The following is a 16,549-nucleotide window of genomic DNA, read 5'->3' as shown; positions in this document are numbered from 1 at the left end:
ATGGCAAGACCGTTTAATTTTGGAGAAAATGGTCAACATATGAATGAGGTGAGAACGATGAAGATTGTACTGACACTGTTGCTTAGTTTATTTTTTGCACAGAGTTCATCCTCTGTACAGATGACGGTCATTTTAGAAACGGTATATATGGATGGAGAGGTGAGCGAGGAAATACGCGAAGAAACGGTGGCGTCGATGAAAGATATATGGAACGAATATAAAGATTGGTATCTCATCGACATGGATGATGAACAAATTGTTTTTCAACGATATGTTGACGATTTATCTCCATTAACGAAAGCAGGGTATTTTGGTCTTACTGAAGATGGCACACTCTCGATTTTTGAAGGGAAGCCAGGTGAATCATCTCGCGTCATTCAATCGTTTTTTCAAATTGATGTGAAAAAACTCGAAAGTCACGAACGTGAAAAGCTGAAAAAAGGCATTTCTGTTCGTTCAAAAAGGAATTATAAACGGGTCATCGAAGCGTATGAGCCGTTCGGAAAATAAGTCCGCGAATGAGAGCGGGCTTTTTTTATGTCCAACGTTCAAACATATGCGTTTCGGCTCGCGCTTTCCGCTTTTCTTATATTATGCTAAAATGAAGAGCGTGAGAAAAGGAGGACGCGGCGTTGATTGAATTTATTCGTGGATATGTCGATTACGTTTGCCCGGAATATGTTGTCATCGAAAATAACGGAGTAGGCTATCAAATTTTTACTCCCAATCCGTTTTCATTTCAAATGAACAAACAGCAACAAATTGTTGTATATACATATCAGTACGTGCGTGAAGATGTGCTTGCGCTCTACGGTTTTCATACTCGCCAAGAGCGAACGTTATTTGCTAAACTATTGCAAGTATCGGGCATCGGACCAAAGGGGGCGCTTGCCATTTTAGCAGCTGGTCAGCTTGAGCAACTTGTTGAAGCGATTGAAGCAGAAAACGATCAGTTTTTATGTAAGTTTCCAGGTGTCGGGAAGAAGACGGCGCGGCAAATGATTTTAGATTTAAAAGGAAAACTGCAAGCCATTGTACCTGATGCTTTCCCGAATTTATTTACAGAGCCAGTTGAAGAAATAAACGCGCTTTCCGAAGCGCTTGAAGCATTAAAGGCGCTCGGCTATGCGGAAAAAGAAATTCAAAAAGTGATGCCAATTTTAAAACAAGAGCAGCTATCGACAGAAGGATATATTAAGCTTGCTTTACAAAAACTATTGAAGTAAGGGAGGATGCACGATGGAAGAGCGTCTCATTTCAGGCGCAGCTGACTACGACGATGCATCGCTTGAGTATAGTCTTCGCCCTAAACAGCTGCGAGAATATATCGGACAGCAAAAAGTGAAAGAAAACTTAACGGTTTTTATTGAAGCGGCGAAAATGCGCGGGGAGACGCTTGATCACGTGTTGTTGTACGGTCCACCAGGGCTTGGAAAAACAACGCTTGCTGCGATTATCGCAAATGAAATGGGTGTTCAATTGCGAACGACAGCAGGACCAGCGATTGAGCGGCCAGGGGACTTAGCTGCGATTTTAACGACGCTTGAACCTGGTGATGTGCTCTTTATTGATGAAATTCATCGTCTGCCGCGAGCAGTAGAAGAAGTGTTGTATCCGGCAATGGAGGACTTTTGTTTAGATATTGTCATCGGTAAAGGACCAGCTGCTCGTTCTGTCCGCCTCGATTTACCACCATTTACGCTCGTAGGGGCAACAACAAGATCTGGGGCGCTTTCTTCCCCGCTGCGTGACCGCTTTGGTGTATTAAGCCGTTTAGAATACTATACCCCTGAGGAGCTTGCGCATATTGTGAAGCGAACAGCGCACATTTTTGCAGTACAAATCGAGGAAGAAGCCGCGTTTGAAATTGCTCGTCGTTCACGGGGCACACCGCGCATCGCAAACCGACTGTTGCGACGTGTACGCGATTTTGCCCAAGTGCGCGGTGATGGGACGATCACGTTTCTTTTAGCGAATGAGGCGCTCGAACAATTGCAAGTCGATCGATTAGGATTAGATCATCTTGACCATAAACTATTAAAAAGTATGATGGAAAAATTTCGCGGTGGGCCTGTCGGATTAGAAACGATTGCCGCAACGATTGGGGAAGAAGCACAAACGATTGAAGACGTATATGAACCGTATTTGTTACAAATCGGTTTTTTACAACGAACACCGCGTGGACGAATCGTTACACCGCTTGCATACAACTATTTCGGTTTGGAGGTGCCACAATGATGAACCTGCCAAAAACAATCATGCTGATTGGTGTCGTTCTTATCATCGTCGGTTTTTTGATGCAATTTGTGAAACTTGGTCGATTACCAGGAGACATCGTCATCAAAAAAGAAAATGCAACATTTTATTTTCCGATTATGACATCAATCATTTTAAGTGTCGTTTTATCGCTTATTTTTTATGTGATTGGTCGTTTTCGTTAATGTAGTAATTGCAACAAAGGAGAGGAACGTACGCATGAAAGTAGACTTATTTGATTTTTATTTACCAGAAGAACTCATTGCACAAACCCCGCTTCCGAATCGTGAAGCATCACGCCTTATGGTGCTCGATAAAAAAACAGGCGAAGTGACACATGAGCCAACATTTCGTTCTATTTTATCGTATTTGAAAGAAGGCGATTGTCTTGTTTTAAACGATACGCGCGTATTGCCAGCCCGACTATATGGGGAAAAAGAAGAAACAGGGGCGCATATCGAAGTGCTTTTATTGAAACAGCTCGATGGCGATCAATGGGAGACGCTTGTCAAGCCAGCGAAGCGTGTAAAAGTTGGAACGATCATCTCATTTGGTGACGGTCGTTTACGTGCGGAATGTGTCGCGGAGCTCGAACATGGTGGACGCATTCTTTCGTTTTCGTATGATGGTATTTTTCTTGAAGTGCTTGAGTCGCTTGGCGAAATGCCGCTTCCTCCTTACATTAAAGCACAACTTCATGACCGCGAACGATATCAAACGGTTTATGCTCGTGAAGCAGGATCAGCTGCGGCTCCGACAGCAGGGTTACATTTTACAGAGCAACTTCTTGAAGATGTACGGAAAAAAGGGGTACATCTCGCCTTCATTACGTTGCACGTCGGATTAGGGACGTTTCGTCCTGTGAATGTAGAAAACATTGAAGAACATGATATGCATGCAGAGTTTTATCAAATGTCAGAACAAACTGCGCAATTGCTGAACGATGTGAAAGCGCAAGGCGGACGTATTATCGCTGTTGGGACGACTTCAACACGTACGCTTGAGACGATTGCATCCCGTCACGATGGAACGTTTGTCGCTGAAAGCGGTTGGACGGACATTTTTATTTATCCGGGTTATACGTTTCGTGCAATTGACGGCATGATTACAAATTTCCATTTGCCAAAGTCGACGCTCATTATGCTCGTTAGTGCGCTAGCAGGTCGAGAGCATGTGTTGCGCGCTTATGAAGAAGCAGTAAGAGAGCGTTATCGGTTTTTTAGCTTTGGCGATGCAATGCTCATTATATAAGTTGAGAAAGGGGACTATACGTGACACCAATCCGATACGAGCTCATTAAAACATGTAAACAAACGGGGGCGCGCCTCGGTATTCTTCATACGCCACACGGCTCGTTTGAAACGCCGATGTTTATGCCTGTCGGTACACTTGCGACGGTCAAGACGCTTTCTCCGGAGGAATTAAAAGAAATGGGAGCTGGCGTCATTTTAAGTAACACATATCATTTATGGCTTCGACCGGGGCATGAGATCGTCAAAGAAGCAGGCGGGCTCCATTCCTTTATGAATTGGGATCGCGGTATTTTAACGGACTCTGGTGGATTTCAAGTATTTAGTTTAAGTGAGTTTCGCCGCATTGAAGAAGAGGGTGTATATTTCCGAAATCATTTAAACGGTGATAAATTATTTTTATCACCAGAAAAGGCGATGGAAATTCAAAATGCGCTTGGATCTGATATTATGATGGCGTTTGACGAATGTCCACCGTATCCTGCTACGTATGAGTATATGAAGCGGTCAGTTGAGCGAACGAGCCGTTGGGCGGAGCGATGCTTAAAAGCGCATCAGCGTCCGAATGAGCAAGGACTATTCGGCATTGTGCAAGGCGGGGAGTTTGGAGATTTGCGCAAACAAAGCGCGCAAGATTTAGTGTCGCTCGATTTCCCAGGATATGCAGTCGGCGGCTTGTCCGTTGGTGAACCGAAAGAAGTAATGAATCGGGTGTTAGAGTTTACAACGCCGCTATTACCAGCGAATAAACCGCGTTATTTAATGGGAGTTGGCTCGCCAGATTCTCTCATCGATGGGGCGATTCGCGGTATCGATATGTTTGACTGCGTACTACCGACGCGCATTGGTCGCAATGGGACAGTGATGACAAGCGAAGGTCGCGTCGTCATTAAAAACGCCAAATATGCGCGCGATTTTACACCGCTTGACCCGAATTGCGATTGTTATACTTGCCGTAATTATACAAGGGCGTATATTCGTCATTTAATTAAATGCGATGAGACATTCGGTATTCGCCTAACCTCTTACCATAATGTGTACTTTTTGATAAAATTAATGGAGCAAGTGCGACAAGCGATTCGCGAAGATCGCCTTGGCGATTTCCGAGAACAGTTTTTTGAACAATACGGTTTCAATAAGCCGAACGCGAAAAACTTTTAGAAAGGGGTGAAAATATGGAGACGTTAGCAAGCTTATTACCGCTTATTTTATTCTTTGCGCTTTTTTACTTTTTGCTTATCCGCCCGCAACAAAAACGCCAAAAGGCTGTTCAACAAATGCAGGCAAATTTGCAAAAAGGAGACAAAGTCATTACGATTGGCGGATTGCATGGCATCATCGATTCACTTGATGAAAATACGGTCGTTATTCGCGCGGGCGATGGTTCGCGCCTTACATACGATCGTGCGGCTATTCGTGAAGTCGTCAATGAAAAATAAGACAGGTTTGTTGCCTGTCTTATTTTTATGCGCTTCGTGAGCGAGATGTCGCTACGTTGACGCCGATCATTCCGCCAATGATGGCTGTGATGAGAAATCCTGCATGGTATCCCCATTGTTCGGGCGAAAACATTTGATTCATTCCAAGAAATTGGAATAAAAAAATGATGGTTGTAAAAATGACACCCGTTGCCCCGCCAAGCAGCCAGCCGCGAACCTTTCCTTTCCCCCCCGCTATCAATCCACCAAAAAATAACGATAAAAATGCGAGAACGTGCATGACCCACCGTAACGATGTTTCATCATAACTTGTCAACTTCAACAAAAGAGCGAATATAAAGCTGCATATGATAGCGCTTATAAAAATTGTTATAACCCCATAAAAAATGGCACGAATCATTCGTAACCCTCCTTCCTGCATTTAGTACAAACATATTCCATTGTCCATTTGTTTAGAATAAAAAACGTACGAATAAACGGGGGGAGTCAAATTGGAGTATGTAACGATCATTTTACGCACGTTATTGTTGTATGTCGTCATTTTATTTATTTTTCGGCTCATGGGCAAACGGGAGATCGGTGAGTTAAGCATTTTAGATTTAGTTGTTTTTATTATGATCGGCGAAATGGCGGTCATTGCGATTGAACAGCCGAAAGATCCGATTTTCCACACGCTTGTTCCGATGATTGTATTGACGATCGCTCAAATTGCATTTGCTTTTTTTTCTTTAAAAAGCGAAACATTTCGCCGTCTCGTTGACGGGTCACCGACAGTCATTATTAACAACGGAAAAATTGATGAAAAAGCGATGCGGAAACAACGATACAACTTTGATGATTTGCTTATTCAATTGCGTGAAAAAAATATTAAAAACATTGCCGATGTTGAATTTGCGATTTTAGAGCCATCTGGCAAACTGTCCGTATTTACAAAAGAAAAAAAGAAAACACCGTCTTTAGCGTTGCCGCTTATTAAAGACGGTGTCATTCAAGAGGAGCATTTGGCGCTTATCAATCAAACGTGCGACTGGTTAATCGAGCAACTGAAGAAGCGCGGATATGAACGAATCGATCACATTTCGTATTGTACACATGAAAACGGAACATTTTATATTGACGAAAAGAATGAATAATTAGCGGAATAGCTGACGAAATTCATCTTTTTGAATTAAACGAAACAATCGCGCAAGAACGATATATATGGCCGTCATGATGATGATTGCGACAATCGTTTTGATAGGCAATGAAAAAGGCAAAAGCGGAACGAGCACATGTCCAATTGTTGCGACGGAAACGATGATAATCAAATGAGCGACATATTGTCTCACATACAAAGAAAGTGAAATCGCTTTAACGATCGTAGCAGCGTGTAACAATGTCACAATCATAATGCCGACCGTAATCGCTAGGGCTGCCCCCATAATGCCAAGCGACGGTTGGGAAGCAAGCCAAAAAATGAGCGCTGTTTTTATTATTGCTCCGATGAAGCTATTGATCATTGCCTCTTTCGCTAAGTCGAGTGCCTGCAATACAGCTTGCAGTGGGCCTTGCAAGTAATAAAAGATGAAAAACGGAGCCATCACTTTCACAAAAATTGCAGCTCCATTCGCACCATACATCAATTGCATTATTTCTTCCGCCAATACGTACAACACAACAATCGATAGCCCTCCAGCTAAAAGGGATAGCCGCACAGCTTGATGTAAGCGATACTCGATGAGGCGATGTTGCTTTTGAGCAGCCGCTTCGCTAATGGCGGGAACGAGCGAAGTGGCGAGTGCATAAGTAATAAATGATGGAAGCATTAAAAGCGGTAGCGCATATCCTGTCAGTTCTCCGTATTGTTTTGTTGCATGGACTGTAGTTATTCCAGCAAGCGCTAAACTTTGTGCTACAACGATCGGTTCAAAAAACCAGGCGATTGATCCAATCATTCGGCTCCCAAGCGTAGGTACAGCAATGCGCATAAGTGAAACGAACGTATCCTTTCCTTCCTTTACGTAAGCGAAAAAGCGATAACGAATGCGAATCGGCTTTTTTCGTTTAAATGTAATAAATAAATAAACGAGCGATACAAACTCACCAACGACCGAAGAAACCATCGCCCCTGCTGCTGCATATTCGATGCCGTACGGCAAAAAAGCGGTTGTAAAAGCAGCGATAAGCGTGATGCGGACCGCTTGTTCAAGCAATTGAGAATACGCATATGGTTTCATTTGCTGTCTTCCTTGAAAATATCCACGCAAAACGGAAGATACAGCGACGATTGGGACGACTGGTGCAATGGCAACGAGCGGATAATAAACGCGCGCATCTGTAAATAACGTTTGAGAAAGAACAGGCGCAATGGCAAGTAGAGCTGGAAAAAAGATCATACTTAAAACAATTGTAATGGATAAAGACACGACTAATATTTTTTTTACTTTTCTTTTGTCACCTAAAGCTTCTGCTTCCGCAACGAGCTTAGAAATGGCGACAGGGAGGCCGAACTGTGTAATCGTAATGGCTAATACAAGTGTCGGAACTGCCATCATATATAAACCGACGCCTTCTTCACCAATGAGACGAGCTACGACGATGCGATTAATAAAACCGAGTATGCGCGTCAACAATCCTGCAACAATTAAAATGATCGTTCCTTTCAAAAATTTTGACATGTTCCTCCCTACCTTCTCAAATGAGGTCATCTTTTATACAATGAAATATATGCACATGTTGGCCAAGCATGACAAAATGGGGGAGATGAATGTGGATCGAAAACAATTAATGCCAGCGCTACAAAGTAAAGTAGATGAACTAAAATTGCTCGGTTATGAGCAAGCGACGATTGAAGATGTATGGAATTGTTTGATGGTGAAAAAATGGAAAAAAAACAAAGAAGAAAAGCGGCTGTTTGAACTTGTTAACGACATTTTATCATTGCGTGCAAGTGATTACATGGCATATGTCGTTCAAAAGGAACAAAAACATGATCATTGGTTTACAGAAGAAGGGCTCTCCGAGTTAGAACAATTGTTTTAATTGTTCGTTTGGAAATTGACAGAAAGTGTACTGTCATTCATAATTTGTTTTGTTGGTAAAAATTCTGGCAGCTGCCAGAATAGAGGAGGATTTATATGGTAAAACGTAGTCGCATCATTGCTTTTTTCCTTCTTGTCGTTTTACTAGGCGGCATGATGGGATTAACAGCAGAGAAAATTGTGAAAAATATTAAGCTCGGCCTAGACTTGCAAGGTGGTTTCGAAATTTTATACGAAGTGAAGCCGACAAAAGAAGGAGAAAAAATTACGAAAGATGTATTGCTTAGCACAGTGAGTGCGTTAAATAAACGCATTAACGTGCTCGGAGTGAGCGAACCGCGCATTGATGTCGAAGGAAACAATCGTATTCGCGTTCAATTAGCAGGTGTGAAAGACCAAAATAAGGCCCGTGAAATTTTATCGACGGAAGCAAAATTAACGTTTCGTGACGTGCATGATAACGTGTTAATGGACGGAAGCGACCTCGTTGAAGGGGGCGCGAAACAAACGTTTGACGATAAAGGGAAACCAAGCGTTGCAATTCAATTAAAAGACGCCAACAAGTTTAAAGAAGTGACACAAAAAGTATTAAGTATGGCACCGAACAACGTGCTTGTCATTTGGCTCGATTTCGAAGAAGGTGTTGACTCATACGCAAAAGAAGTAGGAAAAGAGCATCCGAAGTTTATTTCGGCAGCACAAGTGAACGAAGTGTTCAACCAGACAGATGTTTCAATCGTTGGAAATTTCACTGTTGAAGAAGCAAAACAATTAGCTGATTTATTAAACGCAGGAGCGCTCCCTGTTGAGTTAAAAGAAATTTATTCAACATCGGTCGGTGCCCAGTTCGGTGAACAAGCGCTACAAGAAACCATTTTAGCAGGAATTATTGGCGTTGCGCTCATCTTCATATTTATGATTGTTTTTTATCGCTTGCCAGGAATTGTGGCAGTAATCACGCTAAGCATATACATTTATCTCATTTTGCTCATTTTTGACTGGATGAACGGTGTACTGACATTGCCAGGGATTGCCGCTCTTATTCTCGGCGTCGGCATGGCAGTCGATGCTAACATCATTACATATGAGCGAATAAAAGATGAATTAAAGCTCGGAAAGTCGCTTATGTCAGCATATCGCATCGGAAATCGCGGTTCTTTCGGAACGATTTTAGATGCGAACATTACAACGATCATCGCTGGTGTTGTGTTGTTTGCATATGGGACGAGCTCGGTAAAAGGATTTGCGACGATGCTCATCATCAGCATTTTAGCGAGCTTTATTACTGCAATATACGGTACGCGCTTATTGCTTGGCTTGCTTGTGAAAAGCCGCCTATTCGATAAAAAACCGCACTATTTTGGCGTCAATCCGAAAGACATATTAGATATTGCGAAAGTGACAGATGACACAGACGTGCCGACAAAGTTTGAACGGCTCGATTTTGTAAAACGAAGCAAACTATTTTTCGCTATTTCAGGAGCACTTACTATTATTGGAGTCGTATTGCTGTTGACAGCAAAATTAAATTTAGGCATTGACTTTTCAAGTGGGACGCGCGTCGATTTAATGAGCAAAAAGCCGCTTACAATTGAAGAAGTGAAGGACGAATTAAATGAATTACATTTAGAGCCAAAAGATGTCGTGCTGTCTGGAAATAACAACGACATGGCGATCGTTCGTTTTCTCGGGGTACTTGATCAAAAAGAAATTTCAAAGTTAAAATCGCATTTTAAAGAAAAATACGGGGTAGAACCGAACGTAAGCGTAGTGTCGCCGACAGTCGGAAAAGAATTAGCGCGCAATGCATTTATCGCCGTTTTAATTGCTTCTGTTGGCATTATTATTTATGTAACTGTTCGCTTTGAAATGTATATGGCGCTTGCCGCTATTATTGCGCTATTGCATGACGCTTTTCTGGTCGTTGCTTTCTTCAGTTTAACTCGTTTAGAAGTCGATTTAACGTTTATTGCTGCGGTGTTAACGATTATTGGTTATTCGATTAACGATACGATCGTTACATTTGACCGTATTCGCCATATCATGAAAAAACGAAAAGTGAAAACAGTCGATGATTTAAAAGATATCGTGAACAAAGCATTGCAACAAACATTTACTCGCTCCATTAATACGGTATTAACTGTTATTTTTACCGTTATTGCGCTGTTGATTTTCGGAAGCGATTCGATTCGCAATTTCAATTTAGCTTTATTAGTCGGGCTTGTTTGTGGTGTTTACTCTTCGCTATTTATTGCTTCACAACTATGGGTTGTTTGGAAAGCAAAACAATTGAAAACAGGAACACAAAAACGCGACCAACTAGAAGCAGAACCAGAAGTATAACGTCAATGCGTACGAGCATCGTTCAGATGTGTTCTCATCGATTGCTGCATGCATTGGTATTGTTGCCGAGATGTTAGGTGAAACATTATATGCACCATGGCTCGTTTATGCAGATCCCGTTGCAGGGCTATTCGTTTCGCTTCTCGTTTTAAAAATTGCTGTGTCACCACATTTAACAGTTTTAGAAGCGCATGAGATCGGGAAAAGAGTGAAAGAAAAGCTACTGACGTTTCCGCAAGTGCATAATGTGATGGTGCATATTAATCCGTACGATGAACAATGAATTGCCCCTCAGCCTATTGTTTTGTATAATAAAAAGGTTGAGGGGTGAATGACATGTTAGCATCGAAAACCCGTTGGAATATTCAACAAGTAAACGAGCAACAAGTGCAAATGATTGCGCAAGCGCTACATATCACTCCGCTCGTTGCTTCATTGCTTGTTAGCCGCGGCTACCATACCGTTGAAGCCGCTCGTTCTTTTTTTGAGCGAAAGCAATCATTTCACTCACCATTTTTATTAAACGATATGGAAAAAGCGGTTGAGCGAATAGAGAAAGCGATTACAAACGATGAACATATTCTCATTTTCGGTGACTATGATGCCGATGGAGTAAGCAGTACAGTCGTCATGGTCAGCGCATTACGAGAAAAAGGAGCGAATGTGTCTTTTTACATTCCGAATCGTTTTACGGAAGGATACGGACCAAATGAACAAGCGTTTCGACTAGCAAAACAACAAGGTGTTTCGCTTATCATTACAGTCGATACAGGCATTTCTGCTTTACATGAAGCCAACGTAGCGAAACAGCTTGGGATCGATTTAATTATTACCGATCATCATGAACCTGGTCCGGTACTACCGGAAGCGTACGCAACGATCCATCCGAAAATAAGTCCGAATTATCCGTTTAAACATTTAGCTGGCGTCGGCGTAGCATTTAAGCTTGCTCATGCGCTTATCGGGCGCGTGCCGTATGAATGGTTGGACGTTGTTGCAATCGGGACAATTGCCGATCTCGTTCCGCTTCAAGACGAAAACCATTTACTCGCTCGGTTGGGCATTGAACAATTTCGTCAAACGAACCGTCCCGGTTTACAGGCACTTTGTAAACAATGTGGCGTATCACATACAGCTGTGACAGAAGATACGATTGCTTTCATGATCGGTCCGCGCGTTAATGCCGCCGGACGTCTCGATTGCGCTGATCCAGCTGTTCAGCTGTTGTTGACGACAGATGCACACGAAGCGGACATGCTAGCGGAGCAAATTGATGCAATGAACCGCGAACGTCAACAACTTGTTAACGAGATAACCGAAGAAGCGATTCAACTTGTCGAGCAACATTATAGAGATGATCGTGTATTAGTTGTGGCGAAAGAAGGATGGAATGTCGGTGTTATTGGCATTGTGGCATCTCGTTTAGTCGAAAAGTTTTACCGTCCGACGATCGTGTTAAGCATTGATCAAGAAAAAGGAATAGCCAAAGGATCAGCGCGAAGTATTGAGGGATTTGACTTATTTGCGAACTTGTCAAACTGTCGCGATATTTTGCCACATTTTGGAGGGCATCCGATGGCGGCCGGAATGACGCTTTCTTTTCATGATGTAGATGAATTACGTCGTCGCCTAAACGAAGCAGCGGAGCAACAATTAACGGACGAACATTTCATTCCTATCACTCACATCGATTTATGTTGCTCCATCCCAGACGTTTCGCTTGAACTTATCGAACAAATGAATCGGCTTGCACCATTTGGAATGGGGAATCCGAAGCCACGTGTCCTTTTCCAACATGTGCAACTCGATACGTTGCGAAAAATTGGAACGGATCAAAACCACTTAAAATTGTTGTTAACGGAAGATGGAAAAACGTTAGAAGCGATCGGATTCGGTTTTGGCAACATCGGTGACGAAATTGCACCGGACGTTCATCTTTCGGTCGTAGGAGAACTTGCTATTAACGAATGGAACAACTTTCGAAAGCCACAGTTAATGATTCAAGATATAGCAGTGAATGAGTGGCAATTGTTTGATATGCGTCATATTCGTCATCCAAGTAAGTTCATGGCGTCGCTACCGAAAGAAAAGCGGTTATTGATCGCTTTTCATCGCGACACAGTAGACGCATTGCAATTGTCGGCATATGCAGATGAAATTGTATATGTGTCGAACGAACAAGAAGCGATAATTGATGTAAGTGGAAAGTATATTGTTTTTCTTGATTTGCCTCCGTCACAGCAAATCGTTAAAGTTTTATTAAGTTGTAGTTTACCCGAACGCATTTATGCGTTATTCTATCAAAGGGAGAATCACTTCTTTAGCGTATTGCCAACGCGTGAACATTTTAAGTGGTTATATTCATTTTTGCATAAGCGTAGTCCGTTTGATGTGCGACGTTACGCTGATGACTTAGCTCGCTCGCGCGGATGGACAAAAGAAACGATTTTGTTTATGATTCAAGTGTTTAAAGAACTTGGTTTTATAACTGTTGAAAACGGAATCGTTTCTTTAGTTTGCGATGTCCAAAAACGGGATTTAACGGAATCGCCTTCTTACCGACTGAAACAAGCGCAGGCAGAGCTCGAGCATATGTTTTTATACTCATCTTATTCCCAACTGAAACGTTGGTTTGATTCATTGTATGAGGAGGAAAATGTCAATGGATTTAAAACAATACGTCACGATTGTTCCTGATTTCCCAAAACCAGGAATTCAATTTAAAGATATTACAACAATTATGGATAAAGGGGAAGTGTACAAGTACGCAACAGATCAAATCGTCAATTACGCACGTGAAAAGAAAATTGATGTCGTTGTTGGACCAGAAGCGCGTGGTTTTATTATCGGTTGTCCAGTTGCTTATGCGCTCGGCGTTGGATTTGTCCCTGTCCGTAAAGAAGGAAAATTACCTCGCGAAGTCATTCGTGTCGAATACGGTTTAGAATACGGCAAGGACGTATTAACGATGCATAAAGATGCGATTAAGCCAGGACAGCGCGTTCTTATTACAGACGACTTGCTAGCGACAGGTGGCACGATTGAAGCGACGATTAAGCTCGTTGAACAGCTCGGCGGCATTGTCGCTGGGATTGCATTTTTAATTGAATTAACATATTTAGAAGGTCGCGAAAAATTAAAAGGATACGATATTTTGACGCTAATGCAATTTTAATGAAGGAGGGGCAAAACGCTCCTCTTTTTCGCATCATTGCTCTTTACATTTGAAAAAATTTTCAAGATAATATTGTAAATACGAATAAAAGGTGATTGCATGGCAAATGAACAAGTATTAACGGCGGAACAAGTGATTGAAAAGGCGAGCCGTTATTTGTCGAAAGACGACGTACAGTTTATTGAACGGGCATATGAATTTGCGAAAGAAGCGCATCGTGAGCAATATCGGAAGTCTGGGGAGCCGTATATTATTCATCCAATTCAAGTGGCAGGGATTTTAGTCGATTTAGAAATGGACCCTGCGACAATTGCGGCTGGATTTTTACATGATGTCGTTGAAGATACACATGTGACGAAAGAAGATTTAGAAAGAGAATTTGGAAAAGAAGTAGCGATGCTCGTTGATGGTGTAACGAAGCTCGGAAAAATTAAATATAAATCGCATGAAGAACAACAAGCAGAAAATCATCGCAAAATGTTTTTAGCGATGGCGCAAGATATACGAGTCATTTTAATTAAGTTGGCGGACCGTTTGCACAACATGCGCACATTAAAACATTTGCCGATCGAAAAACAACGCCGGATTGCGAATGAGACGCTTGAAATTTTTGCTCCGCTTGCCCATCGGCTTGGAATTTCAAAAATTAAATGGGAGCTTGAAGATACAGCGCTCCGTTATTTAAATCCGCAACAATATTATCGCATCGTCAATTTGATGAAGAAAAAGCGGGCAGAACGTGAGCAATATTTAGAAGAAGTCATCCAAGAAATGCGTGCACGGTTACAGGAAGTCGGGATTCAGGCCGAAATTTCTGGACGTCCAAAACATATTTACAGCATTTATCGGAAAATGGTTTTGCAAAATAAGCAATTTAACGAAATTTACGATTTGCTTGCTGTGCGCATCATCGTCGAAAGCATTAAAGACTGTTATGCGGTACTCGGGATCATTCACACATGTTGGAAGCCGATGCCTGGGCGTTTTAAAGATTATATTGCCATGCCGAAGCCAAATATGTATCAATCGCTTCATACGACCGTTGTCGGACCAAAAGGCGAACCACTTGAAGTGCAAATTCGGACGTTTGAGATGCATCATATTGCGGAATTTGGAATTGCTGCCCATTGGGCGTATAAAGAAGGAAAGACGATTCGACCGAATACGTTTGAAGAAAAACTAGCATGGTTTCGCGAAATTGTTGAGTGGCAAAACGAAACGAACAACGCAGAAGAGTTTGTCGAAACGTTGAAAATGGATTTATTTTCCGATATGGTGTTTGTTTTCACACCAAAAGGTGATGTCATTGAGCTTCCAGCCGGTTCGGTGCCGATTGATTTTGCGTATCGCATTCACTCAGAAATCGGAAATAAAACAATTGGAGCAAAAGTGAACGGAAAAATGGTTCCGCTCGATCATCCTCTTCAAACGGGAGACATCGTTGAGATTTTGACGTCCAATCATTCATATGGTCCAAGTCAAGATTGGTTAAAAATCGCCCAAACATCACATGCGAAAAATAAAATTCGCCAATTTTTCAAAAAGCAACGCCGTGAAGAAAACGTTGAAAAAGGAAAAGAGCTTGTCGAAAAAGAAATTCGCAACATGGGTTTTGATGTCAAAGAAGTGCTTACTGTTGAAAATATGAAACGGGTAGCGGAAAAATTTAATTTTGCTAACGAAGAAGATATGTATGCTGCTGTTGGATATAACGGCATTACCGCTGCTCAAGTCGCGCATCGTTTAACTGAAAAGTGGCGAAAACAACGCGATTTAGAAGAACAGGCGAAACGCTTGTCGGACATGCTCCAAGAGGCGAAAACCATCACACCAATGAAAAAACGCGATTTTGGTGTATGCGTGGAAGGAGTAGACAATTTACTTATTCGTTTGTCACGTTGTTGTAATCCGGTGCCTGGCGATGAAATTATCGGTTTTATTACAAAAGGACGTGGCGTTTCTGTTCATCGTGCCGATTGCCCGAACGTGCTGGTGGAAGAAGCGAAAGAGCGACTTATCCCTGTTCAATGGGAAAGCGGTGCAAACTGTCAGCGGGAATATACAGTGGATATCGAAATTACCGGATATGATCGGCGTGGCCTGCTTAATGAAGTATTGCAAGCGGTCAATGAAACGAAAACGAACATTTCGGCTGTATCTGGAAGAACAGATCACCGAAATAAAATGGCGACCATTCATATGACGATTTTTATTCATAATGTCAGTCATTTGCAAAAAGTGGTGGAGCGCATTAAACAAATTCCAGATATTTATTCAGTTAGACGGATCATGAATTAGAAAGGGTTGTCGCCATGAGAGTTGTTGTTCAACGCGCAAAAGATGCAAAAGTCACAGTAGCTGGTGAAGTAGTCGGAGAAATTGATTTTGGGCTTGTTTTGCTAGTTGGCATTACGCATGATGATACGGAGGAAGATGCAGCATTTGTTGCCGATAAAATTGCTCATTTGCGCATATTTGAAGATGAACACGGAAAAATGAACGTATCCCTTTTAGATGTTGGTGGAGCGATTTTATCAATTTCGCAATTTACGCTGTACGGAGACTGTCGCAAAGGAAGAAGACCGAACTTTATGGATGCAGCAAAACCAGAACACGCGAAACACATTTATGAGGCGTTTAATGAACAATTGCGTCAAAAAGGAATTCGTGTAGAAACAGGTGTATTTGGTGCGATGATGGATGTAACGTTGACGAACGTCGGTCCTGTGACGCTCATCGTTGAAAGCAAATAAAAACCGTGCTCGCATGTGGACGAGCCCGGTTTTTTCTTATCCTCGTGCTAAATGTTTTTTTATTTTTTGTACGTCACGAAGAGAAAGTCCGAATTCAGAAGCGAGTTCAAACGATGTGAGATCATTTTCTTTTTGAATAAATGAATGAAAATCGACGTGCATAAGTGGGGATTGTGAATGAATAAATTCCCCTTTTTCACTATGGCGCATGATCAATCTCCTTTCGCATCAAATGTCTTTCGTATTATTCCCAATTTTTCTACCTTTTCATTCAAAGAAGGATTTTTTTTGTTTGTGAAGAAATAAAATAGCG

Annotated in this window: 17 protein-coding genes and 1 pseudogene; 15 read left to right on the top strand and 3 right to left on the bottom strand. The window is 42.0% G+C overall.

The genetic code is table 11. From position 1 onward, the window contains the following. Positions 1 to 39: 39 nt before the first annotated feature. From NST18_RS10370 to yajC, 7 genes are all read left to right on the top strand, one after another. Positions 40 to 510: a BofC C-terminal domain-containing protein gene (locus tag NST18_RS10370; RefSeq protein WP_445290570.1), complete on the top strand. Its 471-nt coding sequence runs from the start codon at positions 40 to 42 to the stop codon at positions 508 to 510. Positions 511 to 632: 122 nt separating this feature from the next. Then, positions 633 to 1,226, top strand: a complete 594-nt coding sequence (gene ruvA, locus NST18_RS10365) for a Holliday junction branch migration protein RuvA (RefSeq protein WP_004889264.1) — start codon at positions 633 to 635, stop codon at positions 1,224 to 1,226. Positions 1,227 to 1,239: 13 nt separating this feature from the next. Continuing rightward, on the top strand, positions 1,240 to 2,238 hold the full coding sequence (gene ruvB, locus NST18_RS10360; RefSeq protein ID WP_340721410.1) for a Holliday junction branch migration DNA helicase RuvB: 999 nt from the start codon (positions 1,240 to 1,242) through the stop codon (positions 2,236 to 2,238). Beyond that, the gene (locus NST18_RS10355; protein ID WP_340721409.1) at positions 2,235 to 2,441 is read left to right on the top strand and encodes a DUF2905 domain-containing protein; all 207 of its coding nucleotides are present in this window, start codon (positions 2,235 to 2,237) and stop codon (positions 2,439 to 2,441) included. Before ruvB ends, NST18_RS10355 begins: the two co-directional genes overlap by 4 nt. Positions 2,442 to 2,475: 34 nt before the next feature. Further along, complete coding sequence (queA, locus tag NST18_RS10350; RefSeq protein WP_004889269.1) at positions 2,476 to 3,507, top strand: tRNA preQ1(34) S-adenosylmethionine ribosyltransferase-isomerase QueA; 1,032 nt, start codon at positions 2,476 to 2,478, stop codon at positions 3,505 to 3,507. Between the two features lie 20 nt (positions 3,508 to 3,527). Further along, positions 3,528 to 4,667 carry a tRNA guanosine(34) transglycosylase Tgt gene (gene tgt / locus NST18_RS10345; RefSeq protein WP_004889270.1) on the top strand — a complete coding sequence of 380 codons (1,140 nt, stop codon included), beginning with the start codon at positions 3,528 to 3,530 and terminating at the stop codon, positions 4,665 to 4,667. 14 nt (positions 4,668 to 4,681) lie between these two features. Beyond that, positions 4,682 to 4,945, top strand: coding sequence for a preprotein translocase subunit YajC (yajC, locus tag NST18_RS10340; protein ID WP_064220452.1), 264 nt, complete (start codon positions 4,682 to 4,684; stop codon positions 4,943 to 4,945). Positions 4,946 to 4,970: 25 nt separating this feature from the next. Here yajC and NST18_RS10335 read toward each other — a convergent pair whose 3' ends face one another. Beyond that, positions 4,971 to 5,345 carry a TIGR04086 family membrane protein gene (locus NST18_RS10335; RefSeq protein ID WP_004889272.1) on the bottom strand — a complete coding sequence of 125 codons (375 nt, stop codon included), beginning with the start codon at positions 5,343 to 5,345 and terminating at the stop codon, positions 4,971 to 4,973. 91 nt (positions 5,346 to 5,436) lie between these two features. Between NST18_RS10335 and NST18_RS10330 the strand changes: the two genes are divergently transcribed. Continuing rightward, a complete protein-coding gene (locus NST18_RS10330; protein WP_004889274.1) occupies positions 5,437 to 6,078 on the top strand; it encodes a DUF421 domain-containing protein in 642 nt (213 codons plus the stop codon). Here NST18_RS10330 and spoVB read toward each other — a convergent pair whose 3' ends face one another. After that, positions 6,079 to 7,602: a stage V sporulation protein B gene (gene spoVB, locus NST18_RS10325; protein ID WP_004889275.1), complete on the bottom strand. Its 1,524-nt coding sequence runs from the start codon at positions 7,600 to 7,602 to the stop codon at positions 6,079 to 6,081. It abuts the gene before it with no gap. 85 nt (positions 7,603 to 7,687) lie between these two features. Here spoVB and NST18_RS10320 point away from each other — a divergent pair, with 85 nt between their 5' ends. The 7 genes and pseudogenes from NST18_RS10320 (at position 7,688) to dtd (ending at position 16,236) form a co-directional block, all read left to right on the top strand. Continuing rightward, positions 7,688 to 7,966, top strand: a complete 279-nt coding sequence (locus NST18_RS10320) for a post-transcriptional regulator (RefSeq protein ID WP_216366178.1) — start codon at positions 7,688 to 7,690, stop codon at positions 7,964 to 7,966. Positions 7,967 to 8,061: 95 nt separating this feature from the next. Continuing rightward, positions 8,062 to 10,308, top strand: coding sequence for a protein translocase subunit SecDF (gene secDF, locus NST18_RS10315; RefSeq protein ID WP_004889278.1), 2,247 nt, complete (start codon positions 8,062 to 8,064; stop codon positions 10,306 to 10,308). A gap of 1 nt (position 10,309) precedes the next feature. Next, positions 10,310 to 10,591: pseudogene (locus NST18_RS10310) on the top strand (cation transporter dimerization domain-containing protein); the annotation flags it as partial. A gap of 53 nt (positions 10,592 to 10,644) precedes the next feature. After that, positions 10,645 to 13,005, top strand: a complete 2,361-nt coding sequence (recJ, locus tag NST18_RS10305) for a single-stranded-DNA-specific exonuclease RecJ (RefSeq protein ID WP_004889282.1) — start codon at positions 10,645 to 10,647, stop codon at positions 13,003 to 13,005. After that, positions 12,971 to 13,483: an adenine phosphoribosyltransferase gene (locus NST18_RS10300; protein ID WP_004889284.1), complete on the top strand. Its 513-nt coding sequence runs from the start codon at positions 12,971 to 12,973 to the stop codon at positions 13,481 to 13,483. The genes recJ and NST18_RS10300 overlap by 35 nt, the downstream gene beginning before the upstream one ends. A gap of 99 nt (positions 13,484 to 13,582) precedes the next feature. Continuing rightward, positions 13,583 to 15,781 (top strand): RelA/SpoT family protein, encoded by a 2,199-nt coding sequence (locus NST18_RS10295; RefSeq protein ID WP_004889286.1) that lies wholly within the window; start codon positions 13,583 to 13,585, stop codon positions 15,779 to 15,781. Positions 15,782 to 15,795: 14 nt separating this feature from the next. After that, positions 15,796 to 16,236 carry a D-aminoacyl-tRNA deacylase gene (dtd, locus tag NST18_RS10290; protein ID WP_004889288.1) on the top strand — a complete coding sequence of 147 codons (441 nt, stop codon included), beginning with the start codon at positions 15,796 to 15,798 and terminating at the stop codon, positions 16,234 to 16,236. Positions 16,237 to 16,272: 36 nt separating this feature from the next. Here dtd and NST18_RS10285 read toward each other — a convergent pair whose 3' ends face one another. Continuing rightward, on the bottom strand, positions 16,273 to 16,446 hold the full coding sequence (locus NST18_RS10285; RefSeq protein WP_164875839.1) for a hypothetical protein: 174 nt from the start codon (positions 16,444 to 16,446) through the stop codon (positions 16,273 to 16,275). Between the last annotated feature and the right edge of the window lie 103 nt (positions 16,447 to 16,549).

The sequence above is a fragment of the Anoxybacillus sp. FSL W8-0104 genome, from assembly GCF_038004465.1.
GTDB classification, from domain to species: Bacteria; Bacillota; Bacilli; order Bacillales; family Anoxybacillaceae; genus Anoxybacillus; species Anoxybacillus flavithermus_G.
The sequence above is the reverse complement of the archived record's forward strand: the minus strand, read 5'-3'. Positions and strand labels throughout refer to the sequence as shown.